Annotated in this window: 20 protein-coding genes; 12 read left to right on the top strand and 8 right to left on the bottom strand. The window is 64.8% G+C overall.

From position 1 onward, the window contains the following. Positions 1-14: 14 nt before the first annotated feature. Positions 15-1,592, bottom strand: coding sequence for a glucan biosynthesis protein (locus AB4097_RS14550; RefSeq protein ID WP_442040720.1), 1,578 nt, complete (start codon positions 1,590-1,592; stop codon positions 15-17). Between the two features lie 154 nt (positions 1,593-1,746). On the opposite strand from AB4097_RS14550, the gene AB4097_RS14545 reads away from it, so the two are divergent. The 3 genes from AB4097_RS14545 (at position 1,747) to AB4097_RS14535 (ending at position 5,468) form a co-directional block, all read left to right on the top strand. Next, the gene (locus tag AB4097_RS14545; protein ID WP_442040718.1) at positions 1,747-2,706 is read left to right on the top strand and encodes a TAXI family TRAP transporter solute-binding subunit; all 960 of its coding nucleotides are present in this window, start codon (positions 1,747-1,749) and stop codon (positions 2,704-2,706) included. A 99-nt stretch (positions 2,707-2,805) separates the two neighbouring features. Further along, positions 2,806-5,103 carry a TRAP transporter permease gene (locus tag AB4097_RS14540; protein ID WP_442040715.1) on the top strand — a complete coding sequence of 766 codons (2,298 nt, stop codon included), beginning with the start codon at positions 2,806-2,808 and terminating at the stop codon, positions 5,101-5,103. Then, a complete protein-coding gene (locus tag AB4097_RS14535; protein WP_442040713.1) occupies positions 5,100-5,468 on the top strand; it encodes a DUF1850 domain-containing protein in 369 nt (122 codons plus the stop codon). The genes AB4097_RS14540 and AB4097_RS14535 overlap by 4 nt, the downstream gene beginning before the upstream one ends. Positions 5,469-5,523: 55 nt before the next feature. Here the strand turns inward: AB4097_RS14535 and AB4097_RS14530 are convergent, their stop codons facing one another. After that, entirely contained in the window at positions 5,524-5,721 is a 198-nt protein-coding gene (locus AB4097_RS14530; protein ID WP_442040763.1) for a hypothetical protein, read from the bottom strand. A 147-nt stretch (positions 5,722-5,868) separates the two neighbouring features. Here AB4097_RS14530 and AB4097_RS14525 point away from each other — a divergent pair, with 147 nt between their 5' ends. Beyond that, positions 5,869-7,467, top strand: coding sequence for a gamma-glutamyltransferase family protein (locus AB4097_RS14525; RefSeq protein WP_442040711.1), 1,599 nt, complete (start codon positions 5,869-5,871; stop codon positions 7,465-7,467). On the opposite strand, the gene AB4097_RS14520 is transcribed toward AB4097_RS14525, so the two are convergent. Together AB4097_RS14520 and AB4097_RS14515 are read right to left on the bottom strand one after the other, a co-directional pair. Next, positions 7,464-8,477, bottom strand: coding sequence for a nickel/cobalt transporter (locus AB4097_RS14520; protein WP_442040709.1), 1,014 nt, complete (start codon positions 8,475-8,477; stop codon positions 7,464-7,466). The two genes, AB4097_RS14525 and AB4097_RS14520, sit on opposite strands and share 4 nt — an antisense overlap. Continuing rightward, positions 8,468-9,109 carry a DUF1007 family protein gene (locus AB4097_RS14515; RefSeq protein ID WP_442040707.1) on the bottom strand — a complete coding sequence of 214 codons (642 nt, stop codon included), beginning with the start codon at positions 9,107-9,109 and terminating at the stop codon, positions 8,468-8,470. Before AB4097_RS14515 ends, AB4097_RS14520 begins: the two co-directional genes overlap by 10 nt. 195 nt (positions 9,110-9,304) lie before the next feature. On the opposite strand from AB4097_RS14515, the gene AB4097_RS14510 reads away from it, so the two are divergent. Next, positions 9,305-12,805, top strand: a complete 3,501-nt coding sequence (locus tag AB4097_RS14510) for an indolepyruvate ferredoxin oxidoreductase family protein (RefSeq protein ID WP_442040705.1) — start codon at positions 9,305-9,307, stop codon at positions 12,803-12,805. Between the two features lie 124 nt (positions 12,806-12,929). Here AB4097_RS14510 and AB4097_RS14505 read toward each other — a convergent pair whose 3' ends face one another. Both AB4097_RS14505 and ung read right to left on the bottom strand, forming a co-directional pair. After that, a complete protein-coding gene (locus tag AB4097_RS14505) occupies positions 12,930-14,132 on the bottom strand; it encodes an amino acid aminotransferase (protein WP_442040703.1) in 1,203 nt (400 codons plus the stop codon). Between the two features lie 218 nt (positions 14,133-14,350). After that, positions 14,351-15,058: a uracil-DNA glycosylase gene (ung, locus tag AB4097_RS14500; protein WP_442040701.1), complete on the bottom strand. Its 708-nt coding sequence runs from the start codon at positions 15,056-15,058 to the stop codon at positions 14,351-14,353. 197 nt (positions 15,059-15,255) lie between these two features. Between ung and AB4097_RS14495 the strand changes: the two genes are divergently transcribed. The 7 genes from AB4097_RS14495 (at position 15,256) to AB4097_RS14465 (ending at position 23,571) form a co-directional block, all read left to right on the top strand. Then, complete coding sequence (locus AB4097_RS14495; RefSeq protein ID WP_442040699.1) at positions 15,256-16,767, top strand: bifunctional metallophosphatase/5'-nucleotidase; 1,512 nt, start codon at positions 15,256-15,258, stop codon at positions 16,765-16,767. A 233-nt stretch (positions 16,768-17,000) separates the two neighbouring features. Beyond that, positions 17,001-19,208 carry a sensor histidine kinase gene (locus AB4097_RS14490; protein ID WP_442040697.1) on the top strand — a complete coding sequence of 736 codons (2,208 nt, stop codon included), beginning with the start codon at positions 17,001-17,003 and terminating at the stop codon, positions 19,206-19,208. 142 nt (positions 19,209-19,350) lie between these two features. Then, positions 19,351-20,412 carry a ferrochelatase gene (gene hemH, locus AB4097_RS14485; RefSeq protein ID WP_442040695.1) on the top strand — a complete coding sequence of 354 codons (1,062 nt, stop codon included), beginning with the start codon at positions 19,351-19,353 and terminating at the stop codon, positions 20,410-20,412. Positions 20,413-20,644: 232 nt separating this feature from the next. Continuing rightward, positions 20,645-21,628 (top strand): SPFH domain-containing protein, encoded by a 984-nt coding sequence (locus AB4097_RS14480; RefSeq protein WP_442040693.1) that lies wholly within the window; start codon positions 20,645-20,647, stop codon positions 21,626-21,628. Next, entirely contained in the window at positions 21,625-22,074 is a 450-nt protein-coding gene (locus AB4097_RS14475; protein ID WP_442040691.1) for an NfeD family protein, read from the top strand. The genes AB4097_RS14480 and AB4097_RS14475 overlap by 4 nt, the downstream gene beginning before the upstream one ends. Before the next feature lie 125 nt (positions 22,075-22,199). Next, a complete protein-coding gene (locus AB4097_RS14470) occupies positions 22,200-22,781 on the top strand; it encodes a hypothetical protein (RefSeq protein WP_442040689.1) in 582 nt (193 codons plus the stop codon). A gap of 139 nt (positions 22,782-22,920) precedes the next feature. Further along, positions 22,921-23,571, top strand: coding sequence for a glutathione S-transferase family protein (locus AB4097_RS14465; protein ID WP_442040687.1), 651 nt, complete (start codon positions 22,921-22,923; stop codon positions 23,569-23,571). A 15-nt stretch (positions 23,572-23,586) separates the two neighbouring features. On the opposite strand, the gene AB4097_RS14460 is transcribed toward AB4097_RS14465, so the two are convergent. Continuing rightward, complete coding sequence (locus AB4097_RS14460) at positions 23,587-24,582, bottom strand: KpsF/GutQ family sugar-phosphate isomerase (RefSeq protein ID WP_442040685.1); 996 nt, start codon at positions 24,580-24,582, stop codon at positions 23,587-23,589. 61 nt (positions 24,583-24,643) lie between these two features. After that, positions 24,644-25,510 carry a UTP--glucose-1-phosphate uridylyltransferase GalU gene (galU, locus tag AB4097_RS14455; RefSeq protein WP_442040761.1) on the bottom strand — a complete coding sequence of 289 codons (867 nt, stop codon included), beginning with the start codon at positions 25,508-25,510 and terminating at the stop codon, positions 24,644-24,646. Between the last annotated feature and the right edge of the window lie 68 nt (positions 25,511-25,578).

Genomic DNA, 25,578 nt, shown 5'->3' with positions numbered 1-25,578 from the left:
TATATGGAGATATCTCAGAACGCAGGATGGTACTGATAGAGCCAGGTTTCGCTCAGGACCTCGTTCTCGTTGCGCAGGTAGCAGCGCATCTCCACCGGCTCCGTTCCGGTTACGGTGAGGTCGAATTGGGTGCGCCAATGACCGGGCACGTTGTTGGGCACCGCCTCAGTGAGGATGTTCGAGAACTCGCCCCGGGAGGCGCTGAGGACCGGCCGGGGGATCACGCCGTTCGGCAACTTGGTCAGGGGCTCGCCCAGGAACTCCACCATGAACTTGCGCACGCCCTTCGGCCGGACGGTGCCGGCCTGCCCGCCGTTGCCGAAGCGGGTGGCGACCACGCGGGCAAGCGGGGTCGGATAGGGCTCCTCCGCCGACCAGTGCATCCGGTAGCGCAGCTCGATGGCCTGGCCCGCGCGCACCGGGTCCGCCGGCACCCACATGGTCACGATGTTGTCGTGGATCTCGTCGTCGGTGGGGATCTCGACGAGCTGGATGGAACCCCGGCCCCAGGTGCCCTGCGGCTCGATCCAGAGGGACGGACGGCGGTTGTAATAGACGCCGTCGAGGTAATGGTCGAAGTTCCGGTCGCGCTGGAGCAGGCCGAACCCCTTGGGATTCTCGTCCGCGAAAGCCGAGGTGATGATGCGCGGCGGGTTGTTGAGCGGCCGCCAGATCCGCTCGCCGCTGCCGGTCCACATGGCGAGCCCGTCCGAATCGTGGATCTCCGGGCGCCAGTCGATGGCGGTGATCTTCGACTTCTCGGAGTACCAGTACATGGAGGTCAGGGGAGCGAGGCCGAGGCGGCTCACGTCCTGGCGCATGAAGACGGCGGCATCGATGTCCATGATGACGGCGGCCGCCCGCTGCATGACGAACCGGTAGGCGCCGGCGACGCTCGGGCCGTCGAGCAGGGCATAGACCGTGACCGTATCCTGGCCCGGCTGCGGGGTCTCGAAATAGACATGGGTGAAGTCGGGGAACTCCTCGTTCTTCCCGAAAACGGCCACGTCCACGGCAAGGCCGCGGGCGGAGAGGCCGTACTGGTAGAGCTCGCCGATGGCCCGGAAATAGGAGGCACCGAGGAAGGCCACCCAGTCGTTCTTCCTCCAGTCGAGCTTGCCGTTGCGGGCCTCCTGGAAACGGAAGCCGGCGAAGCCCGAATTGTCCGGCAGCTTCCGGGCCGGCGAATCCGCCGGCATGTCGAAGTAGTCGCTGTCGTAGATGATCTCGCGGGATTGGCCCCCCTCGATCACATGCATGCGCACCGGCTTCTGGAAGAAGCGCCCCAGGTGGAAGAAGGTGACGGGGAACTCGCTGGGACCATTGGCCCAGAGCGCCAGATCGGTCTTGAACCGGATCTTGCCGTGGGCATCGTAGTCGATCTGGGCCAGCACCTCGGGGGAGGGGCTCTGCGGCGCCACATAGGGCGAGCGGGCCATGTCCTGCGCCCGCTTCTTCAGATTTTCGAACGAGAACGGGGAGGGGATCCCCATTTTCAGGCCCTGCTGGGCCAGGGCTTTCCCTGAAAAGCCCTGCGCGGCAAGGGCGGCCGTGGCGGTTGCGGTTTGGAGGAAGCGGCGGCGATTGATCATGGATGAGCGCATGGGTCTGAGAAAGGACGCACCCCTACCGACCAAGGTGGCAGGATTAAGTCCCTCTTAGCCTCTTGAGAAATCTTCGTCAGCGGTCAATGTTGGCCCACACACAGGCGTAGCGACAATTACGCCGTCAGATAGGGAGTACGTCATGTATCGAACAGTCATGCGCCGCGTCGTCGGCGCAGCGGCCGCCATTGCGCTTGCGGGCGCCAGCGTTCCGGCCCAGGCTCAGGATTTCATCAACATCCTGACCGGTGGCACCTCGGGCGTCTATTATCCGATGGGTGTCGCTCTCTCCAAGATCTTCACGGAGAAGGTCCAGGGCTCCCGCCCGTCGGTCCAGGCCACGAAGGCATCGGTGGAAAACCTCACCCTCCTGCAGCAGGGCAAGGGCGAGATCGGCTTCACCCTCGGCGACAGCCTCGCCATGGGCTGGGCGGGTGACGAGGAAGCCGGCTTCAAGAGCAAGCTCGACAAGCTGCGCGGTATCACGGCCATCTACCCGAACTACATCCAGATCGTCGCGACGCAGGAATCCGGCATCAAGTCGCTCGCGGATCTGAAGGGCAAGCGCCTCTCGGTCGGAGCGCCGAAATCCGGCACCGAGCTCAATGCCCGGGCCATCCTCCAGGGCGCGGGCCTCACCTACAAGGATCTCGGCAAGGTCGAATACCTGCCCTTCGGCGAATCGGTCGAACTGATGAAGAACCGCCAGCTCGACGCCACCCTGCAATCGGCCGGCCTCGGCGTCTCGTCGATCCGCGACCTGTCTACTTCGGTGCCGATCGTCGTGGTGGAGATCCCGGCCGCCGTCGTGGAGAAGGTCGGCACGCCCTACATCAAGGCCACGATTCCGGCCAATACCTATGGGGGGCAGACCGCTCCCGTGCAAACGGCCGCCGTCGTGAACTATCTCGTCACCCATTCCGGCGTGAAGGACGAGACCGTCTACCAGATGACCAAGGCGATCTACGAGAGCCTGCCGGAGCTTGCAGCCGCCCACGCGGCCGCCAAGGACATCAAGCTCGAGAGCGCGCTTGCCGGCATGCCCGTTCCGATGCATCCGGGCGCGCAGCGCTATTTCGACGAGAAGGGCGTGAAGAAATAAGGCACCTAAACCCTTCGAACGATTTACAATCCGGCCGGAGCAGGTGAACTGCTCCGGCTTTTTCATGCCGAGAAATTTCAGTCTAAGGGAGACCACGCCATGAGTCAGGGTGTGAACGCATCTGGGGTCGCAACGCTGGAGGCGCCGTCGACGCCCGTGGCGAACCCGGAGCACGGTCTCCCGGAGAATTTCGGTGAAGGCCTTCTCGGCAAGCTCCTGTTCTGGATCGCGGTGGCCTTCTCCACCTTCCAGATCATCACTGCCTTCGGCATTCCTCTCGACAGGCCGTTCTTCGCCAGCATTACGCTGATTTATCTTGTCGGCGCGGCCTTCGTGGCCTGGGCCGGCTGGCTCGTCTTCCTTCGCCTCACCGGCCGGAACGTCATCAACGGGGTGCTGGCCCTGGCCGCGCTTGTGGTTACTTACGGACTCATTCTCAAGTTTCCAGGCGGCCTGCCGAGCCAAGTGGTGCGCGCGATCCATGTGGGGTTCCTGAGCCTCGTGGCGGGCGCCATGCTGGCGAACCACAAAGCCCGCAGCCCCGCCACCGTGGCACTCGGATGGCTCGTCGGCCTCGCCGGATTCGGCATCGGCCTCTATCACTGGGGGCTTTACGAAGAGCTCCTGGTCCGCGCCGGTGAGCTCACGCAGGGCGACATGATCGTAGGCATCGCGGCCATCGCGATCCTGCTCTACCTCGTCTGGCGCGTCATGGGGCCGGCGCTGCCCATCGTGGCGGGCTTGTTTCTGGCCTATTGCCTGTTCGGCAATTATCTGCCGGCACCCTTCGATCATCGCGGCTATTCCCTGGAGCAGGTGATCGAGCACATGTCCTTCGGGACGGAGGGGCTCTACGCCACGCCGACCCTGGTCTCCGCCACCTACATCTTCCTGTTCATCCTGTTCGGCGCCTTCCTCGAGCGCGCCGGCATGATCCAGCTCTTCACCGATGTGGCGATGGGCCTGTTCGGAAGCGCTACCGGGGGACCGGCGAAGGTCGCGGTCTTTTCCTCCGCCCTGATGGGAACGATCTCCGGATCGGGCGTCGCTAACGTTGTCTCGACGGGGCAATTCACCATTCCGCTCATGAAGCGCTTCGGCTATCGCTCCGAATTCGCGGGCGGCGTCGAGGCGACCGCCTCGATGGGCGGGCAGATCATGCCGCCGGTCATGGGCGCGGTCGCCTTCATCATGGCCGAGACCATCGACGTGCCCTACGTCGAGATCGTCAAAGCCGCGATCATCCCGGCCGTCCTCTATTATGCCTCCGCCTTCCTCGCCGTGCATCTCGAAGCCGGTAAGTCCGGGCTGATGGGCCTCTCCCGCGCGGAGCTGCCCAGCGCCGCACGGGCTCTCAAGGAGAAGTGGCATCTCATCCTGCCGCTCGCCGTTCTCGTCTATCTGCTGTTCTCCGGCTATACGCCGCTCTTCGCCGGCTCCATCGGCCTGGCGCTCACGGTGGTGCTCATCCTGGCCGGTTCCTTCGCGTTCGGCATCCTGAACCAGACCGCGCGCATCATCTTCTGGGTCGGCCTCGGCCTGATCGCCGGCACCTTCCTGTGGCTTGGCGTCACCCTCGTCCTGGCTCTGGTGGCCGTCCTGGTCCTCGCGAGCCTGTTCGTCCGCGGCGGTCCTGAGACCCTGGAGGCTTGCCGCGATGCGCTGGCCGACGGCGCCCGTCAGGCCCTTCCCGTGGGTCTCGCCTGCGCGGTCGTGGGCATCGTGATCGGTACGATGACGCTCACCGGCATCGGCACGATCTTCGGCAATTGGGTCGTGTCCATCGGAAAGGATTCGCTCATCGCATCGCTGGTTCTGACGATGATCGTCAGCCTGATCCTCGGCATGGGCATCCCGACGATCCCGAATTACATCATCACCTCGTCGCTGGCCGCTCCGGCCCTGCTGACGCTGGGCGTCCCGCTCATCGTCTCGCACATGTTCGTGTTCTATTTCGGCATCATGGCGGACCTGACGCCGCCCGTGGCGCTCGCGGCCTTTGCCGCGGCGCCCATCGCCAAGGCGTCCGGCTTCAGGATCGGCTTCGCGGCGTTGCGGATCGCGCTGCCCGGCTTCGTCATCCCCTATATGGCGGTCTACGATCCGGCACTGATGATGCAGCCGGTGCCCGGCCTGTCCGGTGCGGCCTTCTGGGCGAACGTCGCCTACATGGTGGTGAAGGCGGGCCTTGCCGTCCTGCTCTGGGGCGCAGCCTCCGTGGGGTATCTCAGCACGAGAATGCCCTGGTGGGAGCGGCTTGCCGCGGCGGTGGCGGCGGCCTTCCTGGTTCTGGCGCTGCCGGCTACGGATGAGGTCGGCTTCGCCCTGGCGGCGCTCGTCCTGGGCTTCCACGTCTGGCGATCCCGCCGGGCCGCCGCACCGGCCCTCAGCCGGTGATCTGCCTTCTCGCCGGCTCCAAGGTCGCGCCCCTGATGGCGGGCGCGATCACGCTCGCCTGGACTCATTCGGTCGAAAAGATCGTCTGGGAGGAGGATTGGCGCTCGACGCCGGCAGGGCTTGAACTCGTCGAGGCGCGGGTGCGCGGATCGGGCGCCGGGATGGAGCCGCCCCCGGAGGCCAGGTTCGTCCATGGTGTCTGGTCATGGAAGCCGAACCTGCCGCCGCAGGTTCAGGTGATCATGCGCCGCTCGGGTGCGACGGCGGATTGGCGGATCTGCATCGCGGGACAATGCCGCCCCATGGAGGCCTATGTGCCGCCCGCGGCCGATCCCATCACGATGAAGGCGTGCGAAGAGCCCTAAAGCAGCGGACGCATCTTTTCACGCAGAACCGGTGCCCGCTTCTGCGTTCGATACGCTAGGCCCGCCCGGTCAGCGGCTCGGCGGCGATGCAGCGGCGCCAGAGATGGACGAGGACATAGACGGCGAACAGGCTGAACAGGACCATGAGGGCGTAGCCGACATGTTCGCCGAGTTCGAACAGGCCCGCGAGGGCCCAGCCGGCGGCAATCGCGACGCCGAAAACTTCCGCGCCGACCAGAATCATGATGCTCATGATGGTGATCACGTTGCGCCAGTTGGTGCTTTTCGCCTGAGCCACTTCTGCCTAACTCCAATTGTTGTAAGGGGACTACCCTAAACGCCCCCTCGGGTGCAAGTTCTCCCCGAATCTCATTCCGTCGCGTCCCACATTGAAGAGACCATGGCCGAGACACCCGTTTTCTCGACAGCCGCCGTTGCGGCTCCCCATAGACTCGCCGCCGAGACCGGCCAGACCATCCTGGCGGCGGGCGGCAATGCCATTGAGGCCATGGTGGCCATGGCGGCCACCGTTGCCGTGGTCTATCCGCACATGAACGGCATTGGTGGCGACGGGTTCTGGCTCGTGCGCGAGCCCAAGGGCCGCATTCATGCCCTCGATGCCTCGGGACCGGCCGGCTCGCTCGCCACCATCCAGCGCTACCGGGAGAAGGGATATGACGCCATCCCGCCGCGCGGGCCGGATTCGGCGCTCACCGTGGCGGGTGCGGTCGGCGGATGGGGGCTGGCCCTGGAGCTGTCCAGGGCGCTCGGCGGGCAGCTGCCCCTCGACCTTCTGCTGGGGGATGCCATTCGCCATGCCCGCGATGGATATCCGGTCTCCCGCTCCGAGGAGCGGTTCGTGACCAGCGAGGAAGCAGCCCTCTATGAGGTTCCCGGTTTCGCCGAGGCCTTTCTGGTCGACGGCAGGAGAGCGCCGGAGGGGACGCAGAGGCGGACGCCGCGCCTCGCCGACACCCTGGAGCAGCTCGCCCATGCGGGCCTGGCCGATTTCTACCGCGGCGATGTGGGGCGGGAGATCGCCCTCGATCTGGAGCGGATCGGCAGCCCCATCGCACGCCGCGACCTGGAAACCTATCGCGCGCGTGTCGTGGAGCCTCTGTCGGTCAGGCTGCAGAACTCCACCGTCTACAATCTGCCGCCGCCGAGCCAGGGACTGGCCACCCTGCTGATCCTCGGCATGGTCGATCGCCTCAAGGGGCTCCGGGCCGAGACGCCGGAGCATCATCACGCCCTCATCGAGGCCGCGAAGCGCGCCTTCTCCCTCCGCGATCGGGTGGTCGCGGACCCACGCAACCTCGCTCACGACCCGGCCTCCTTTCTGACGCCCCAGGCGTTGGAGCGGGAAGCCGCTCTCATCGACATGAAGCGGGCCGCCTCCTTTCCGCTGCCGCGCCCCATCGACGGGGACACGATCTGGATGGGGGCCATCGACCGCGACGGGCTCGCCGTGTCCTATATCCAATCCGTGTTCTGGGCCTATGGCTCCGGCTGCCTCCTCCCGGCGACGGGCATCCTCTGGCACAACCGCGGCACGGCCTTTTCGCTCGATCCTACGAGCCGCAACCGGCTGGAGCCCGGCCACCGGCCGCTCCATTCCCTCAATCCGGCCATGGCCGTGTTCGACGATGGGCGGGTGCTGTCCTTCGGGGCGATGGGTGGCGAGACCCAGCCTCAGTTCCTCGGCCAGATCTTTTCGCGCTATGCAGGGGCCGGAATGGGATTGGGAGACGCCGTGGAGGCGCCGCGCTGGCTACTCGATGCGAGGCCGCGCCAGCCCGAGGCCGTGCTGAAGGTGGAGAGCCATTTCGACCCCGGCCTGATCCGCGGCCTCTCGCGGCTCGGCCATACCATCGAGGAGATGGACGAGGCCTATTCCGGACGCTTCGGCCATGCGGGCATGCTGGTGAAGCATCCGCGCAATGGGCGCGTCGAGGCCGTGCATGATCCGCGTTCGGACGGCGGGTCGCTGGGCCTCTAAGCTGCCCAAAGCCCGTAGAGGAGGCTCGCGCCCAGGACCAGCACGAAGGCGGCGGCCAGCAGTTCGAGCCCCGCGATGGCGATGGCTCCCGAGGCTCCCCGACCGCCGGCGAGCCGCAGGGCCACGACCTTGAAGAAGACCGCGAGCGCCGCGATGGCGCCAGTGGTCAGCGCCGTGCCGAGCGCCATGGCGAAGGTCGCCGCGATGCCGGCCGCGAACAGCCCCTGCGACAGGGCGAAGACCAGGACGATGAGGGCGCCCGCGCAGGGCCGGATGCCGGCGGCGATCGCCACGCCCGCCATGTCGCGCCAGCGGGTCAGGCGGCTGAGCTCCTGCGGCGGCGGCATGTGGACGTGGTCGCAATCCTCCTGCACGGCGGCATGGGGATTGCGGGCGAGCGCCATAACGCCCAGCACCTTGCCGGCCTTGCGCCAGGTAATGACGGCGCCAAGCAGGGCCACGGCGACGAAGCTTGCCAGCTCCACGTTCATGGCGAGCTTGTTCATGGTGGAGGCGGTGGCCCGCAGCGCGAGGTTCACGACGGACACGATGGCGATGGCGACGAGCGCCTGCACGAGGGCGGCGGCCAGACTCAGGGCAAAGCCTTTCCGCAAGGCCTTGTCGTCGGCCACGAGATAGGCCGAGATCACGCCCTTGCCATGTCCGGGACCCGCCGCATGAAAGACCCCGTAGGCGAAGCCGACGAGCAGGAGGGAGAACAGGGCGGAGCCGTCCTTCTTCATGGCGCGCACGCCCGCCTGGAGGCTGCCATAGAAGCCGGATTGCACGGACAGGATCCAGGCGCCGATGCTGCCCGAGGGCGTCGCCTCCCGCAAGCCCATGCCGAAGGGGTTGCGCGGCGGCGGCTTGCCGACCGGGCCGAGCCACAGGCCGATCAGCCCCATGCCTAAGGCAACGAGCGCGATGGCCGCGAGCATCAGGCCGAGCCGTCGCGCGAGCGGCGTCCGGCCTACGCGCGGAAGGGCAGGGGCATCGGATGTCAGGGACATGCGATGATGGCCCTGTTGGAATATTCGACGCCGATGTCCTGGGGCTGGATGGCGCCTTCGTTCTGCAGAATCTGCTGCATGCTGGCTTCGAGCGGCTTCGCCTTGGCGATACTCGTTACGCAGCCTTGAGGCGCGTTGGTAAGCGAGATGGCCGCTTGGCCGTCCGAGAGGCTGAAATAGACGAAGAAGGTCGGGTCCTCGATCTCGATGGACACGGCTCCCGAGGGAGCCGCAGGGGCCTTAAGCGGCAGGAAGAACGACATGGCGACCTGGTTCTTCTCCATGGTCATCCGGGCCTCGCGCGGCTGGTCGAAGCTCTGCGGCTTGCCGCGGGCCTTGAGCACCGTGAAATAGTCGAACTCGTTCAGGGAGGCGGCATTCTCATCCGCGAGTTCCTGGAGTTCTTCCGGCGTCAGCTTGCCGTCGTTGTCCTTGTCGAGCCCCTGCGTGACGTAAGCCGTATAGGCCTCGTCGAAGGTCCAGCGGTGGCGCACGCCCGTCACCTTTCCGTCGGGCGCGAAGACGACCTCGGCCTTGGCCGTCACCCATACATGGGGATGCGCGAGGGCCGGCGAGGCCAGGCCCAAACCCAAGGCCGCCAGGGGCATTATCAATCCGAGATGGCGTGTCATGCGTTGCCCCTGAAACGGTGCGGCTCCGAGGCCGGGATCCTGGAAGCGGTATGGGGGTTTCATGGTTAACGGAGGTGAAACGAAGGCGCTCGATTGACGGCCTTCGGAAGATATGTCAGCATTACTGACATATTCACAAAAAAGAAGACCGGAACACCGGCAGCGGAGCAATAGGCTCCAGGAGGATAACGGGTAATGGCCGACGGTCATGGTGCGCTCCGCGACGTAATGCTCGACGACAAATACGATCTCTCCAAGGATCACGTTTTCATTACCGGCACGCAGGCGGTCGTCCGCATGCTGCTCATGCAGCGCGAGCGGGACAGGCTGGCGAGCCTCAGCACGGCCGGGTTCGTCTCCGGCTATCGCGGCTCGCCCATCGGCGGCCTCGACCAGAATCTCTGGCGCGCACGGAAATGGCTGGAAGCCTCCAACATCGTCTTCCAGCCCGGCCTCAACGAGGAACTCGCGGCCACCGCCGTCTGGGGCTCGCAGCAGGCTGAGATCCGCGGCGACGGCAAATATGACGGCGTGTTCGGCCTCTGGTACGGCAAGGGGCCCGGCGTCGACCGCTCCGGCGACGTGTTCCGCCACGCCAATATGGCGGGCTCCTCGAAACACGGCGGCGTGCTCGCCCTCATGGGCGACGACCACACGGCGGAATCCTCCACCGTCGCGCACCAGTCCGAATTCCATTTCGTCGACGTGATGATCCCGATCCTGAACCCGGCGGGCGTTCAGGAGATTCTCGATTACGGCCTCTACGGCTATGCCATGAGCCGCTTCTGCGGCACCTGGGTCTCCTTCAAATGCGTGAAGGACAACATCGAATCGACCGCCTCCGTCGATGCCTCGCTTGACCGGGTGAAGATCGTCATCCCGGAGGATTTCACCATGCCGCCGGGCGGCCTCAACATCCGCAATCGGGACGGCGTGCTCGACCAGGAGGCGCGGCTTCAGGATTTCAAGCGCGACGCCATGCTGGCCTTCGTGCGCGCCAACAATCTCAACCGCATCGTCCTTTCCGGCGGGCGCAATCCGAAGATCGGCATCATCACGGTCGGCAAGTCGTATCTCGATGTGCGCCAGGCCCTCGACGAGCTCGGCCTCGACGAGGTGAAGGCGAACGACATGGGCCTTCGCCTCTACAAGGTCGCCTGCCCCTGGCCGCTCTCACAAGCGGAACTCGCGGATTTCGCACGCGGGCTCGACAAGGTCATCGTGGTCGAGGAGAAGCGTTCCCTCATCGAGGTGCAGCTGCGCGAGGAGCTTTACGGCACCGCCAACCAGCCGCTCTGCATCGGCAAGAAGGACGAGGAAGGACGCTGGCTCTTCCCCGTGAAGGGCGCACTCGATCCCAACGACATCGCCATCGTCATCGGCGAGCGGTTGCTCGCCTATCACAACAACGACGATCTGCGCGGGCGCGTGACGCGGCTTCGCCATGCGCAAGAGGTGCTGACGACGACCGGCGACGTGGCCACCCGCGTGCCGCATTTCTGCTCCGGCTGCCCGCACAATTCCTCCACGAAGGTGCCGGAAGGCATGCGCGCCTATGCGGGCATCGGCTGCCATTACATGGTGCAGTGGATGGACCGCTCCACCGAAGGCTTCACCCAGATGGGCGGCGAGGGCGCGAACTGGATCGGCGAGGCGCCGTTCTCCAAGCGCGGCCACGTGTTCCAGAACCTCGGCGACGGCACCTACAACCATTCGGGTGTTCTGGCCCTGCGCTGGGCGATCCACACCAAGACCAACGTCACCTACAAGATCCTCTTCAACGACGCGGTCGCCATGACTGGCGGGCAGCCGCATGAGGGCCAGCTCACCGTCGACATGATCGCCCGTCAGGTGCGCGAGGAGGGCGTGGAGCGCATCGCTCTCGTGACCGACGAGCCGCACAAATACCCGAAGGAGATCCGCTGGCCCGCAGGCATGACGATCCACCACCGCAGCGAGCTCGATGCGGTGCAGCGCCAGCTCGCGGACGTTCCCGGCGTGACGGCGATGATCTACGACCAGACCTGCGCGTCCGAAAAGCGCCGCCGTCGCAAGCGCGGTGAGTTCCCGGATCCGGACAAGCGCGTAATCATCAACGATCTCGTGTGCGAGGCCTGCGGCGATTGCTCGGTTCAGTCGAACTGCGTCGCCGTGCAGCCGGTCGAGACCGAATTCGGCCGCAAGCGCCAGATCGACCAGTCGAACTGCAACAAGGATTTTTCCTGCGTGCAGGGCTTCTGCCCCTCCTTCGTGACGGTGCACGGAGCCAAGATCAGGAGGGCCGCTCCCGAGACGGTGTCGACGGACGGCATGGCGTTCAAGCCGCTGCCCGATCCCGTGATCCCGGCCATCGACCGCACCTTCAACGTGATCGTCACCGGCATCGGCGGCACCGGCGTCGTGACCATCGGGGCGATCCTCGGTATGGCGGCCCATCTCGAAGGCAAGGGGCTGGGCATGATCGATATGGCCGGCCTCGCCCAGAAGGGTGGCGCGGTCTACAGCCATGTGCGGCTCGCCAACAACCAGGACGACATCCACGCCATCCGCGTGAGCGCGGAATCAGCCCATCTCGTCCTCGGCTGCGATCTCGTGGTGACGGGTACGAAGAAGGTGCTGGCCTCCGTGAAGGAAGGGCAGACCGCACTCGTGGTGAACACTGCGGAGGTCATGCCGGGCGAGTTCACCCGCAATGCCGATTTCTCCCTGCCGACCGAGCGCCTGAAGCGTGCGATCAAATCGGCGGCGGGCCAGGACGGCGTGTCCTTCGTCGACGCGACGGCGATTGCCACGGCGTTTCTCGGCAATGCCATCGCGGCGAACATGTTCATGCTGGGCTACGCCTATCAGGTTGGCCGCGTTCCGCTCTCGGGCGCTGCCATCGAGAAGGCGATCGAGCTCAACGGCGAGGCGGTGAAGATGAATCTCGCCGCTTTCACCTGGGGCCGCCGCGCGGCGGCCGAGCCTGAGCTGATTGCCGCCATGATGAGCGAGCTGAAGGCGCCGACGGAATCGCGCAAGATCTCCGAGACCCTGGACGAGGTGATCGAACGGCGTGTGGCGTTCCTCTCCGAGTACCAGAGCAGGCGGTATGCCCGACGCTACCGGACGCTCATCGAACGTGTCCGCACAGCGGAGGACAAGGCCGTGCCGGGCTCGACCGCGCTCACCGACGCAGTAACGCGCTCATTGTTCAAGCTCATGGCCTATAAGGACGAGTACGAGGTGGCGCGTCTCTACACGAACGGCCATTTCGAGAAACAGGTTGCGTCGGCCTTCGAGGGCGAGAACCTGCGCTACGAATTCCATCTCGCACCGCCGCTGCTGGCGCGCAAGGATCCGGTAACGGGCCTTCCGAAGAAGATGAGCTTCGGGCCTTGGATGATGAAGGCCTTCCGCGTTCTCGCCGGCTTGAAGCCGCTGCGCGGCACCCCGCTCGACGTCTTCGGCTACACCCACGAGCGCCGCACCGAGCGTCAGCTGATCCGCGAATTCGAGGGGGTGATCGAGGAGATCGTCGCGAAGCTGAATGCCGGCAACCACGCTGCGGCGGTCGGGCTCGCCGGCATCCCGCAGAAGATCCGCGGCTTCGGTCACGTCAAGGAGCGCAATCTGAAAGCCGCGAAGACGGAGGAGGCGGATCTTCTCGCCAAGTTCCGCGCTGATCAGCAGCCTGTGGCTGTGGCGGCGGAGTGAAGGTTGAGCCTTTCCTTGTCATGGCCGGGCTTGTCCCGGCCATCCCGATCCGGTGAAGCGCCGCGCCTCAATCAATCGAGATCACCGGCACAAGGCCGGTGATGACGTCGTATCGAGAGGCTCGTCACCCCCGCGCCTGTGCCTCGACGAAGCTCTTCGCGACGGTCTGTACGTTCGCTTCGTTGAGGCCCGCCACGCACATGCGGCCCGAGCCCACGAGATACACACCATCCCGCTCGCGCATGGTATCGACCTGCTGGGCGCTTAAGCCCGTGTAGCTGAACATGCCGCGCTGATTGAGCAGGAAGCTCACATCGATCTCGTTCGAGAGGGCGCGGATGTGCTCGGCCAGAAGCTTGCGCATGGAATCCATACGATTGCGCATGGTCTCGACCTCACCGGCCCATTGGGCGCGCAGCTCGGCGCTGCCGAGCACGGTCGCCACGAGAAGGCCGCCCGTCATCGGCGGGCTCGAATAGCTGCGGCGCACGGCGAGCTTCAACTGGCCGAGCACGCGCTCGGCCTCGTCGGCATTGCTGCAAACGAGGCTCAAGCCTCCGCAGCGCTCGCCGTAGAGCGAGAAGTTCTTCGAGAAGGAATTGGCCACGAGGCAACTCGCCCGTTCCGCGTAACGGCGCACGAAGGCGGCATCCTCGTCGAGACTGGTGCCGAAGCCCTGATAGGCCATGTCGAACACGACGATGTGGCGCTTGGCGAGCAGCACATCCGTGATGGCGGCCTGCTGGCGCTCGTCGAGATCGACGCCGGTCGGGTTGTGGCAGACGGGCTGAAGCACCACGATGGAGCCGTTCTCGGCCGCTTCAAACGCCTTGACCATGCCGTCGAAATCGACCGAACGGTTGGCGCGATCCCAATAGGGATAGGTCGCGGTCGTAAAGCCCGCGCGCTGGAACAAGCCGTGATGGTTCTCCCAGGTCGGGTCGCTGACGAGCACCGTGCGGCCGGGAGCGTGCTTGGCCAGGAAGTCCGCCGCGATGCCCACCGCGCCCGTGCCGCCGAGGGTCTGGATGGTGGCGATGCGCTTCTCGGCCCGAGCTGGATGGCTGTCGCCGAAGACGAGCTTCTGCACGCCGTCGCGATAGCCCGCATGGCCTTCCATGGGCAGATACGGTCGTTCCGCGAAGCCGGTCCGCTCATAGGCGGTCCTGACCGCTCCCAGAACCGGGATGCGGCCCCTCTCGTCGGTGTAGACGCCGATGCTGAGATTGACCTTCTCCGTGCGCGGATCGGCCTTGAAGGCATCGTTGAGGGAAAGGATCGGGTCGCCTGCGAAGGCCTCGACCTGTCCGAAGAGGGATTCCGTCATGCTGATCTCCAAGTCCGTCGCGGCTGCATCCTCGCGACCACATTCTTCGCTGCGGCGAGACCTAGCACATCGTGCGGAAAAGTGGATCCGGTTTTCCGCCTCAACGATGTGCTCATCAAAGAAGGAGCATCGGATGGATCCCAAAAGTGCAAATCCACTTTTGGGTCCGATGCTCCAGACCCAGAAGAGGTTCCTCGGCAAGGTTCTTCATGAAAGCGTCAGGTATCGAGCCGCCAATCGACAGGCTCCAGGCCCTTTCCGGACAGCCAGGCATTGGCGCGGCTGAACGGGCGGGTTCCCCTGAAATCGTTCAGCCGGTTGAGCGGGGACGGGTGACCCGCCTCGATCACGAGGTGCTTCGTCCGGTCCACGAGAGCCGCCCGCTTGCGGGCCGGAGCACCCCAGAGCAGGAAGACGACGGCGGGCTGCTGCGCGGAGATCGCCGCGATGGCCTGATCGACCAGGGCCGACCAGCCGAATTTCATGTGCGCTCCCGATTGCCCGGCTTCGACCGTCAGCGCCGTGTTGATGAGCAGCACACCCTGCTTCGCCCATTTCGACAAGTCACCCGATTTCGGCATCGGGACGCCCAGGTCGTCGGCCATCTCGGCCAGGATCGTGCGGAGCGAAGCCGGAAGCCGCCGGGAGCCGCGATAGGAGAAGGCGAGGCCGTGGGAATCCCCGGGCGTCGGGTAGGGATCCTGGCCGAGGATGACGACCTTCACCTTGTCGAGGGGCGTAAGCGAGATGCTCGTAAACACCGCGTCAGGCGGCGGGAGAACCTGGGCGCCCGAGGCAATGACCGCATCGGCCTTGGCGGCCACCGTCTCGGCACTTCCGTCCTCGAAGAAAGGAAGCCTCAGCCACCCGGCCGCTTGGGGCTTGGCGCGGAAATCGGCGAGGGCTTGGCTGATGGGGCCGGTCATGAAGAAAGCATGCCTTTCAGTAAGCAGGGGGCGTTGGTGTGCCGGCTAAACGGGTCGGCAAGGATCGGTGAAAAAGACATCAGGCGTGCCGCTGATCCGGGCGTCGGGCCCGTCGACAGGATGTTACTTCTGTGACACGTTGCCGGTCTAGGTTCCATGTCCTTCAGCCCTGGTTCCAACTTTCTACGAGGACCTTCATGATGTTTCAGAGCCGCCCTTCCGCTGCGTTTCGCGCCGGGTTTCTCGGATTGTCCATGCTTCTGTCGGGCACGGCCCTGGCGCAGGAGGCCGTGACCATCCGCTTCGTCCAGACCAACGACATCGACCGCATGAGCCCCGAAAAGGGCCGCGGCGGCTTCGCCAAGCTCGCGACGGTGATCAAGGAGGAGAAGGCCAAGGGCAATGCCTTCTTCGTCCATGCGGGCGACACCATCTCCCCGTCGCTCCTGTCGGGCTTCGACAAGGGTGCCCACATCATCGACATCCTCAACCACATGGGCGTCGATGCCATGGTGCCCGGCAACCACGAATTCGATCTCGGCGATGCGGCTTTCCGCGCCCGCATGGCGGAGGCCAAGTTCGACGTGCTCGCCACCAATATCGTCGACGGCAACGGCCTGCCGGCCAACACCAAGCCGGACAAGATGGTCGAGGTGCAGGGCGTGAAGATCGGCTTCTTCGGCCTCACCACGGAAGAAACCCCGATCGCGTCGAGCCCCGGTACCATCAGGTTCTCCTCCACCATCGATACCGCACGCGCCAAGGCGAAGGAAATGCGCGAGAAGGGCGCCGACATCGTCGTCGCGGTTGCTCACACTCCCCTGGAAGTGGACATGATCGTCGCCCGTTCCGCCGGCGTGGACCTGATCGTCGGCGGTCATGACGAGCACCTGCTCGCCTTCTATGACGGCAAGGTGGCTCTCACCGAATCGGAATCTCAGGGAAATTACGTCATCGTGACGGAGCTCGCCGTGACGAAGGCGACCAAGGACGGCAAGACCACCGTCACCTGGACGCCGAACTTCCGCATCGTCGACAGCGCCACCGTGAAGCCCGATCCTGAGATCGAGGCCGTGGTGAAAGGCTACGAGGACAAGCTCTCCAAGGAACTCGACGTGGAGATAGGCGTGACGGAAACGCCGCTCGACAGCCGCCGCGCGACGGTACGCGGAGGCGAGGCCGCAATGGGCAACCTCGTGGCCGATGCCCTGAAGGCGTCGGTCGGAGCTGATGTCGCCATCACCAATGGCGGCGGCCTTCGTGCCGACAAGCAGTACGAGGCCGGCCAGAAGCTGACCCGCCGCAACATCCTGGCCGAGATGCCCTTCGGCAACACGACCGTGCTGCTCGAGGTCACGGGCGCCCAGATCAAGTCCGCGCTCGAGAACGGCGTGAGCCAGGTGCGCGAACTCGGCGGCCGCTTCCCGCAGGTTTCCGGCATCGTGGCGGAGGTCGACGTGAAGGAGCCTGTCGGCAGCCGCGTGAAATCGGTCAAGATCAACGGCGAGCCGCTCGACCCGGCGAAGATCTACAAGCTCGCCACGAACGACTTCATGGCCCGTGGCGGCGACGGCTACCGCGCCTTCACGGAGGCCAAGTCCCTCGTCGACGTGTCGGCCAGCCAGCTCATGGCGAGCCAGGTGATCGACTATGTCGCCAAGGCCGGCAAGGTGGCGCCGAAGGTCGAGGGCCGCATCGTCCTGCGCTGATCCGACCGCTGCCTTTTCCTGTCCGCGCCGGGGTTCTCACGAGCCCCGGCGTTTTTCGTGCGATGACGTTTCCGGCGTGACGTTCGGGCGCATTTTCCTAGTCCCGCAGCGCGATAGTTCGTTCGCCTCTGGTCAAGGGAGCAGCGAAACTTAAATTCCCTCTCCATCAAAGGCGTTTGCTGTGCCATTCTGGCCGTGCAACGGCGAATCTCCCAGTCAAAAACGGTCTTCCCTTGCAGTTTTACACGCGCCCGGAATCGATCAGCCTGTCCCAGAAGCGGCGTCGCCGTTCCCTTGCGCGCGGACGGCTGACCCTGTTCATGGGCCTGTTCGGGGTTGCGTTCATTCTCCTGACCTTCGGCTACATCGCCTGGGAGCAGCGCAACCGCCTGATCCAGCGCAATGAGGACGACCTTCGAAACGCGGCCTTCTTCCTGGCCGATCATACGGCCAGACTCCTGGAGGTCACGGATCTGACCCTGAGACAGGCCGCCACCCTGGTGCAGGGGCGCAGCTGGGACCAGATCGAAGCGTCGAAGCCGCTGTGGCAGCAGCTTCACACCGTGCAGGACACGCTGCCCTTCATCGAGGACGTGTGGCTCAACGACTCGAGCGGTCGCCTGCGCCTCACATCGGAACAGTTCCCGACTCCATCGTCGAACCTCTCGGGGCGCGACGTCTTCAGCGCTCAGATGCGTGCCGACCAAGGATTGTTCATCGGGGAGCCGATCCTCGGGAGCACGACGAAGACCCCGACTTTCATGATCAGCCGGCGCCTGCAGGATGGGAACACGGAATTCGGCGGCATCGCGGCGGTGACCGTCTCCCTGTCCTATTTCTACGATTACTGGTCGAAGATCCGATTGCCGAAGGGCAGCCGGGTCGTCCTGATGCGCGCATCCGACGGTTCGGTCATCGCGCAGCATCCATCGCCTCCGGACGGCCTCTCCTTCTCTCCCATCGACGGGGCCGCTTTCAACAGGGCTCTGGCCTCCTCCTCCCAGGCCGGCCTCTATTCCTTCGTCAGCCTGGGCCAGGAACGCGTCGGCGCCTATCGTCAGATCGATGCGATGCCGCTTTATATCGGCGTCAGCATGCCGGAGGATGCCTATTGGACGCCGTGGTTCGTCCAGACGCGGCTCTACGGCGCCTTCGCGCTGATCGCTCTTCTGGCCCTGCTCGCCCTGACGGTGCTGGCCTCGGAGCAGTTTCACGAACAGGCCGCCGATGCGGCGCTCCTCGAGCGGCAGGTGGCGCTACGGACAAGCGAGCTGCGCACCGAGACCGCCGCCCTGGAGATTCTCAACCGCACCGGCAGCGTCCTTGCCGCCGAACTCGACATCGACCGCATCATCGAGAGCGTCGTCGATGCCGGGATCGAGCTGACCGAGGCCCAGTTCGGCGCCTTCTATTGCGGCGCGTCCCAGAGCGAGCGGGAGCATTACGGTAAATTCGAGCCCGCAAGTCTGCGCGATGCCTTCACCGCTCTCGCCATCCGGGAGATCTGCGCCCCTGCCTTCCATGAAGGCAAGACGGTCCGCCTGGACGACATAGCCGTCGAGCAGGGGCACGACGGCACGCCCTTCACCCTGGACGCCACCCCGGGCCAGCCTGTGATCCGCAGCATCCTGGCCGTTCCCGTCGTGCTGCGCACCGGAGACACCCATGGCATCCTCGTCTTCGGGCACGAGCGGGCGGGGATGTTCAACCGTCGCTCGGAGCGCCTGCTGGCGGGCCTGACGGCCCAGGCGGCCATCGCGCTCGAGAACAGCCGCCTCTACCGGAATGCGCAGAGCGAGATCGAGGAGCGCAAGCAGGCCCAGACCCAGCAATCCCTGCTCATCCGCGAACTCCATCACCGGGTGAAGAACACCCTGGCTACGGTCCAGGCGGTGGTGGGGGCGACAGCACGCTCCGCGCTCAGCATCGACGATTTCTACCAGGCCTTCGTCGGACGCATCATCTCGCTGGCCAACACCCATTCCCTGTTGACCGAGGCCGTGTGGCAGACCGCGTCCCTGCGGGAGATCCTGGAAAAGGAGCTCCGGCCCTACAACGACGCCTCGGCCGAGCGCATCGTCTTCCACGGCCCCGAGGTCGATCTGCCGTCCGAGGCGGCCGTGCCCATCGGCATGGCGCTCCATGAATTGACCACCAACGCGGCCAAATACGGCGCCCTCTCGGTTCCTGGCGGCAAGGTCTCGATTTCCTGGAAGGCCGAACCGGCCGAGGACGGGACTCGCTTGGGACTCGTCTGGGAGGAGCGGGGCGGACCTGTCGTTTCCTCGCCGACGCGCCAGGGTTTCGGTTCGCGCCTGCTCCACCGGGTTCTGGCCACTCAGCTCAACGCCAAGGTAGAAACGGATTTCGAACCGGCGGGATTGCGCGTCGCCATCGATGCCGTGCTCAAGCAGGCACGGTTCCCGGACATGGGTGTCTGATAAGCCGACGCGCAAGGTCGGTTTGCAGGCAATCCTGACGATGCGGTGAGGCGTCCTGTTGGCGGAACTGCCTGAAACTTCTATCTAAGGCGGCATCAAGGGCGGGATTCGTTTCTCGGATCCTGAGGCCAAGGGACTTTTCATGAACGAGAGCGTGAGTCTGACCGATCTTCGCCAGGGCGTGCGCCCGGTGGACCACCCGGTTGCGCGGACGGGGCGGATCGGTGTGCTTCTTCTGAACCTCGGGACGCCCGAGGGCACCGGTTACTGGCCCATGCGGGCCTATCTGAAGGAATTCCTCTCCGACCGGCGCGTGATCGAAACGCCGCGCCTCCTGTGGTGGCCGATCCTCAATCTGATCATTCTCACCAAGCGCCCCGGCCCCAAGGGTCGCGACTATGCGACCATCTGGAACAACGAGCGCGATGAGGGCCCGCTCAAAACCATCACCCGCAACCAGGCGGAGAAGGTGGCGGCGCATATCCGAAGCATCGCCGGTGACAAGGTGACGGTCGACTGGGCCATGCGTTACGGCAAGCCCGAGGTGCGCGAGCGCATCCAGGCGCTCCTCGACCAGGGCTGCGACCGCATTCTCCTGGTGCCGCTCTACCCGCAATATGCGGCGGCGACGTCGGCCACGGCCTGCGATCAGGCGTTCCGTGCCCTCATGGACATGCGCTGGCAGCCGACGGTGCGCGTCTCGCCGCCCTATCACGACGATCCGGTCTACATCGACGCGGTTGTCGCCTCCATGAAGCAGGAGCTGGCGAAGCTCACCTTCGAGCCGGAAGTGATCCTCGTCTCCTTCCATGGGGTGCCCAAGGAATACCTGCTGAAAGGCGATCCCTATCACTGCCAATGCGTGAAGACCTGGCGGCTGATGCGGGAGGCTTTCGGCTGGTCGCCGGACAAGTTCCGCATGAGTTTCCAATCCCGCTTCGGCAAGGCGGAATGGCTGCAGCCCTACACGGACAAGACCGTCGAGGCCCTGGCCAAGAGCGGCGTGAAGCGCATGGCCATCGTGGCGCCCGGTTTCTCGGCCGATTGCCTGGAGACCCTGGAAGAGCTCAACGGCGAGAACCGCGAGATCTTCATGCATAACGGTGGCGAGGAGTTCGCCTATCTGCCCTGCCTCAACGACAGCGACGACGGCATGCGCGTGATCAACCACGTCGTGGAGCGCGAGCTTCAGGGGTGGATCTGAACGGCTGAAGAAGCACCTCCTGCGTCATCACCGGCCTTGTGCCGGTGATCTCGATTGGAAAAGCGCGGCGCTTCACACATCGGGATGGCCGGCACAAGGCCGGCCATGACGCGAAATGGGCCGGAGAGGCCTCGAATTGTGTATTCGGCCCTCGACCTATGGCGGCACTCTAGGACTCGAAGCCTCTTTGCGTTAGCGTGAGCCCTCTGCAACAGGATTGCCCGGGGGGCTCATGCCGCTGAGTGGTTTCGATATCTTCGTCATCGTTCTGGTGCTCGTCGTCGTGGTGACGATCGCCATGGGCATCCGGACGGTTCCGCAGGGCTATGCCTATACGGTCGAACGGTTCGGGCGCTATTCGCGTACGCTCACGCCGGGTCTCGGCCTGATCGTGCCCTATATCGACCAGATCGGGAAAAAGGTGAACGTCATGGAGCAGGTGCTCGACGTTCCGAGCCAGGAGGCCTTCACCCGGGACAACGCGGGCGTCACCATCGACGCGGTGGCGTTCTTCCAGGTGCTCGATGCGGCCCGAGCCTCCTACGAGGTGTCCAATCTGCATCAGGCCCTGCTAGTGCTGACCATGACCAATATCCGTACCGTCGTCGGCTCCATGGATCTCGACCAGTTGCTCTCGCATCGCGACGAGATCAACGAACGCCTTTTGAAGGTCGTGGATGCCGCGGCTTCGCCCTGGGGCGCCAAGGTCACCCGCGTCGAGATCAAGGATATCATCCCGCCGCAGGATCTCGCCGGCGCCATGGCGCGGCAGATGAAGGCCGAACGCGAGAAGCGCGCCGCCATTCTCGAAGCGGAAGGAATGCGCCAATCCGAAATCCTGCGCGCCGAGGGTCAGAAGCAGGCGCAGATCCTGGCCGCCGAAGGCCGCAAGGAAGCGGCGTTCCGCGACGCGGAAGCGCGCGAGCGGCAGGCGGAGGCTGAGGCCAGGGCGACCGGCATGGTCAGCGACGCCATCACGCGCGGCAATCTCAACGCTGCCAACTTCATCGTGGCGGAAAAATACATCGATGCGATCCGGGCGCTCGCTTCGGCGCCGAACCAGAAGGTGGTGATCGTCCCCATCGAGGCGGCAGGTCTGGCCGGGGCCCTGGGCGGCATCGCGGAACTGACCAAATCGGTCTTCGGCGAGGGTGGGGCGAGCACCAGGCCCGCTCGCAGCGTTCCGACGGTTCCTGGCGGAGCCGAGCGCTCATGATCGCCGAGGCGTTCATCGGGTTGGGCGCATGGGCCTGGATCATCCTCGGCGTCGTCCTGATCGGCGTCGAGCTTCTCGCGCCGGGCTCGTTCTTTCTCTGGCTCGGGCTCGCGGCCATAGTCACCGGAATGTTCGATGCCCTCCTCGGTTTGTCCTGGCAGGCTGCGGCGCTCCTGTTCGCCCTGCTGGCGGTCGGAGCGGTGATCCTGGGTCGCTACGTCACCCGCTCGAAGACGCAGCCTGACACGCAGGCCGCGCCGCTGAACCAGCGCGGCCAATCCCTCGTTGGGCGGATCTTCACCCTGGAAACGCCGATCAAGGACGGCGAGGGGCGCATCAGGGTCGACGACAGCTCCTGGCGAGTGACGGGCGCCGACCGCTTCGCCGGCGCCAAGGTGCGGGTGGTGCGGGTCGAGGGTTCGACCCTTGTCGTGGATGATCCTTGAGCCAAGGCAACCCTAAATGAGCGATGCTTGCGCAAAGGTTATATAACTATATAACGTGTATTTCCCTATTGCCGGTTCGCCGGCAGGTAGCAAAGTCTTTCACGCAAGCAGCGGAATAGAGCACGATGACGTTCATCATAAACAGTCCCCGTTTCACCAATGAAGGCACGATCAATGGTGGCCTGACCATGGGGGACGGAAACAATTATCTCGACACGCGGAAGGGCTCCATCTCCGGCAGGATCAACATGCTTGGCGGGAATGATACCTTCCTCGGTGGGAAACGGTCCGAATACATCGATGGTGGTGATGGAAACGACACTCTCTCAGGCGGGTTGGGTAACGACACACTGATCGGGGGTGCTGGGCTCAACACTCTGACAGGAGGAGACGGCAAGGATAGTTTCGTCTTCGCCGCCACGCCTGCGGCAGACACCAGAGATCTCATTCGCGACTTCAATTCGAATGATGACACGTTCAAGATCAACCGCATATTCTTCACCAACATCGGCGGCAAAGGAAAGCTGGCCAGCGACGCCCTTCATTTCGGGGCTCAGGCTGCGGACGCGGAAGATCGCATCGTCTATCATAAGAGCACCGGGAATCTGTACTACGATCCCGATGGAACTGGCCCCGAGGCGCAGATCCTGATTGCCAAGTTGAGCAACAAGGCGAAAGTTGTTCTCAGTGATTTCGTCGTCGTCTGATGCATGCTGGGAAAGCGCAGTCTTCTGCGCTTTCCTCTTTGAGCCCGAAGCTACGCCGCCCCTGCTGGCTGTTGGAGCGGGGTCCTGGGCCTGTGCGTCACCTTCTCGAGACGCAGCCGGATAGAGAGGCAGCCCAAGAATGTCCTTGCAGCTCTACGCTCATCCCTTCTCGTCCTATTGTCAGAAGGTTCTCATCGCGCTGTACGAGAACGGCATCCCCTTCGAATACCGCATGCTCGATGGCGGTCCGGCGAATGCCGAATGGGAGGCTTTGTGGCCGATCAAGCGCTTTCCGGTGCTCATTGATGGCGGTCGAGCCGTCATGGAGGCGACGATCATCATCGAGCATCTTGGGCTTCATCATCCCGGATCGGTCCGTTTGATCCCGGAGGATGCTCGGGCTGCTCTCGATGTGCGGATGATGGATCGCTTCTTCGACAACTATGTCATGACGCCCATGCAGAAGATCGTGTTCGATCGCATACGACCTGAGACGGACCGCGATCCCGCGGGCGTCGCTGACGCGAGGAAGATGCTCGATACGGCCTATGGATGGCTCGACCGTGCGATGGCCGGGCGCGAATGGGCGGATGGCGCCTTCAGCATGGCCGACTGCGCGGCCGCTCCGTCACTGTTTTACGCCGATTGGGTTCATCCAATCGACGCGTCGCATGCAAATGTCCTCGCCTATCGCAAACGGCTGCTCGCGCGGCCGTCATTCGCTCGGGCCGTGGACGAGGCGCGGCCCTACCGTCATTTTTTCCCGATCGGGGCACCCGATCGCGATTGATGGCGAGGGTTCAGCTTAGGCCGCGCCCGCCCGCAGCAGGTCGAGGTAATGCACCAAGCCGATGGGGCGGTTGTTCTCGACCACGATCAGGGCCGTGATCCGGGAGGCTTCCTCCATCTCCAGGGCGCTCGCCACGAGGGCGTCGGGCGCGATGGTCCGGGGCGTCCGGGTCATGATCGCCGTCACCGGCAGGGTCATGAGATCGGGCTTGAGGTTGCGGCGCAGGTCGCCGTCGGTGACGATGCCGGCGAGCGTGCCGTCGTCATTCACCACGATCACGGCTCCGAAGCCCTTGCGGCCGATCTCGGCGATGGCCTCGTCCATGTGCGCCCCAAGGCCGACGACGGGCAGGCGCTCGTCCTTGTGCATGATGTCGCGCACGAGCTTGAGGCGGGCGCCGAGCTTGCCGCCCGGATGGAAGACCTTGAAGTGTTCCGCCGTGAAGCCGCGCCTCTCCAGGAGGGCGACCGCCAGGGCGTCACCGAGTGCGAGCTGGATCGTGGTTGAGGTGGTCGGCGCCAACCCATTGGGGCAGGCTTCCTTGGCCTTCGGCAGGGTCAGGCAGATATCGGCGGCGCGGCCGAGGGTCGATTCCGCATTCGACGTCAGGGCGATCAGCGGCACCCGGAAGCGCCGGGAATAGCCGATGATGTCGGCGAGTTCCGCGGTCTCTCCGGACCAGGAGAGGGCGATGATCACGTCGTCCGTCTGGATCATGCCTAGGTCGCCGTGGCTCGCCTCCGCCGGATGAACGTAATGGGCCGGGGTGCCGGTCGACGCGAAGGTGGCGGTGATCTTGCGGCCCACATGGCCGGACTTGCCCATACCTGTGACGATGACCCGGCCCTTGGCCGCGGCCAAGGTTTCGACCGCGGCCGTGAAGTAGGAGCCGAGGCCGTTGCCGATGGCGTCCATCAGGATCGTCAGGCCGTCCCGCTCGGTTTCGAGCGTGCGCAGGGCCGACGCGATGGCCGGATCGGGCGAATGAGGAGCTTGTTCTGCAAGTGCCATGGCCGCCCTCTAGCACAGAGGAGCGGCCATGCGGAACCCTTGGCGGAATGCTCGCGCTTGCTTACTTCTGCCGCAGCAGGGCCTCGAGTTCCCGGCGGAAATCGGCGGAAAGCTCCTCGCGCTCCAGGGCATAGGCCACGTTGGCCATGAGGAAGCCGATCTTGGAACCCGTATCGTAGGTCCGGCCCTCGTACTTCATGCCGAAGAACTGTTGGCTCTTCATCAGGCGGATCATGGAATCCGTGAGCTGGATCTCGTTGCCGGCGCCCCGCTCCTGGGTGGAGAGCAGGTCGAAGATCTCGGGCTGCAGGATGTAGCGGCCGGAGATGATGTAGTTCGAGGGCGCGGTGCCCTTCGGGGGCTTTTCCACCATGCCGGTGATCTCGAAGGTCTGGCCGAATTCCTGGCCGACCGACACGATGCCGTATTGGTGCGTCTGGTCCTCCGGCACCTCCTCGACGGCGATGATGTTGCCGCCGTGCTTGTCGTAGGCTGCGATCATCTGCTCCATGGAGCCGCGGCTGAGCATGTCGGGCAGGATCACGGCGAAGGGCTCGTCGCCCACGAGTTCACGGGCGCACCACACGGCATGGCCGAGGCCGAGCGGCTCCTGCTGGCGGGTGAAGCTCGTCTGACCGGCCTGGGGCTGGTCCTTGGCGAGAAGCTCCAGCTCCTTGGTCTTGTTGCGGCCCTCCAGGGTGCGGTTCAGCTCGTAGGCGATGTCGAAATGATCCTCGATCACAGCCTTGTTGCGGCCGGTAACGAAGATGAAGTGCTCGATGCCGGCGGCGCGCGCCTCATCCACCACATGCTGAACGACCGGGCGGTCGACGACGCAGAGCATCTCCTTGGGAACGGCCTTGGTGGCAGGCAGGAACCGGGTGCCGAGACCGGCGACGGGAAGGACTGCTTTGCGAATTCGCTTCATTGACTGGGCCATGATTGAGCATCGAGAGGGAAGGGTAATCTAAGTCAGGACCGGGAAAAGGGAACCGA

This window comes from Microvirga sp. 2MCAF35 (assembly GCF_052115545.1).
Taxonomy (GTDB): domain Bacteria; phylum Pseudomonadota; class Alphaproteobacteria; order Rhizobiales; family Beijerinckiaceae; genus Microvirga.
The sequence above is the reverse complement of the archived record's forward strand: the minus strand, read 5'-3'. Positions and strand labels throughout refer to the sequence as shown.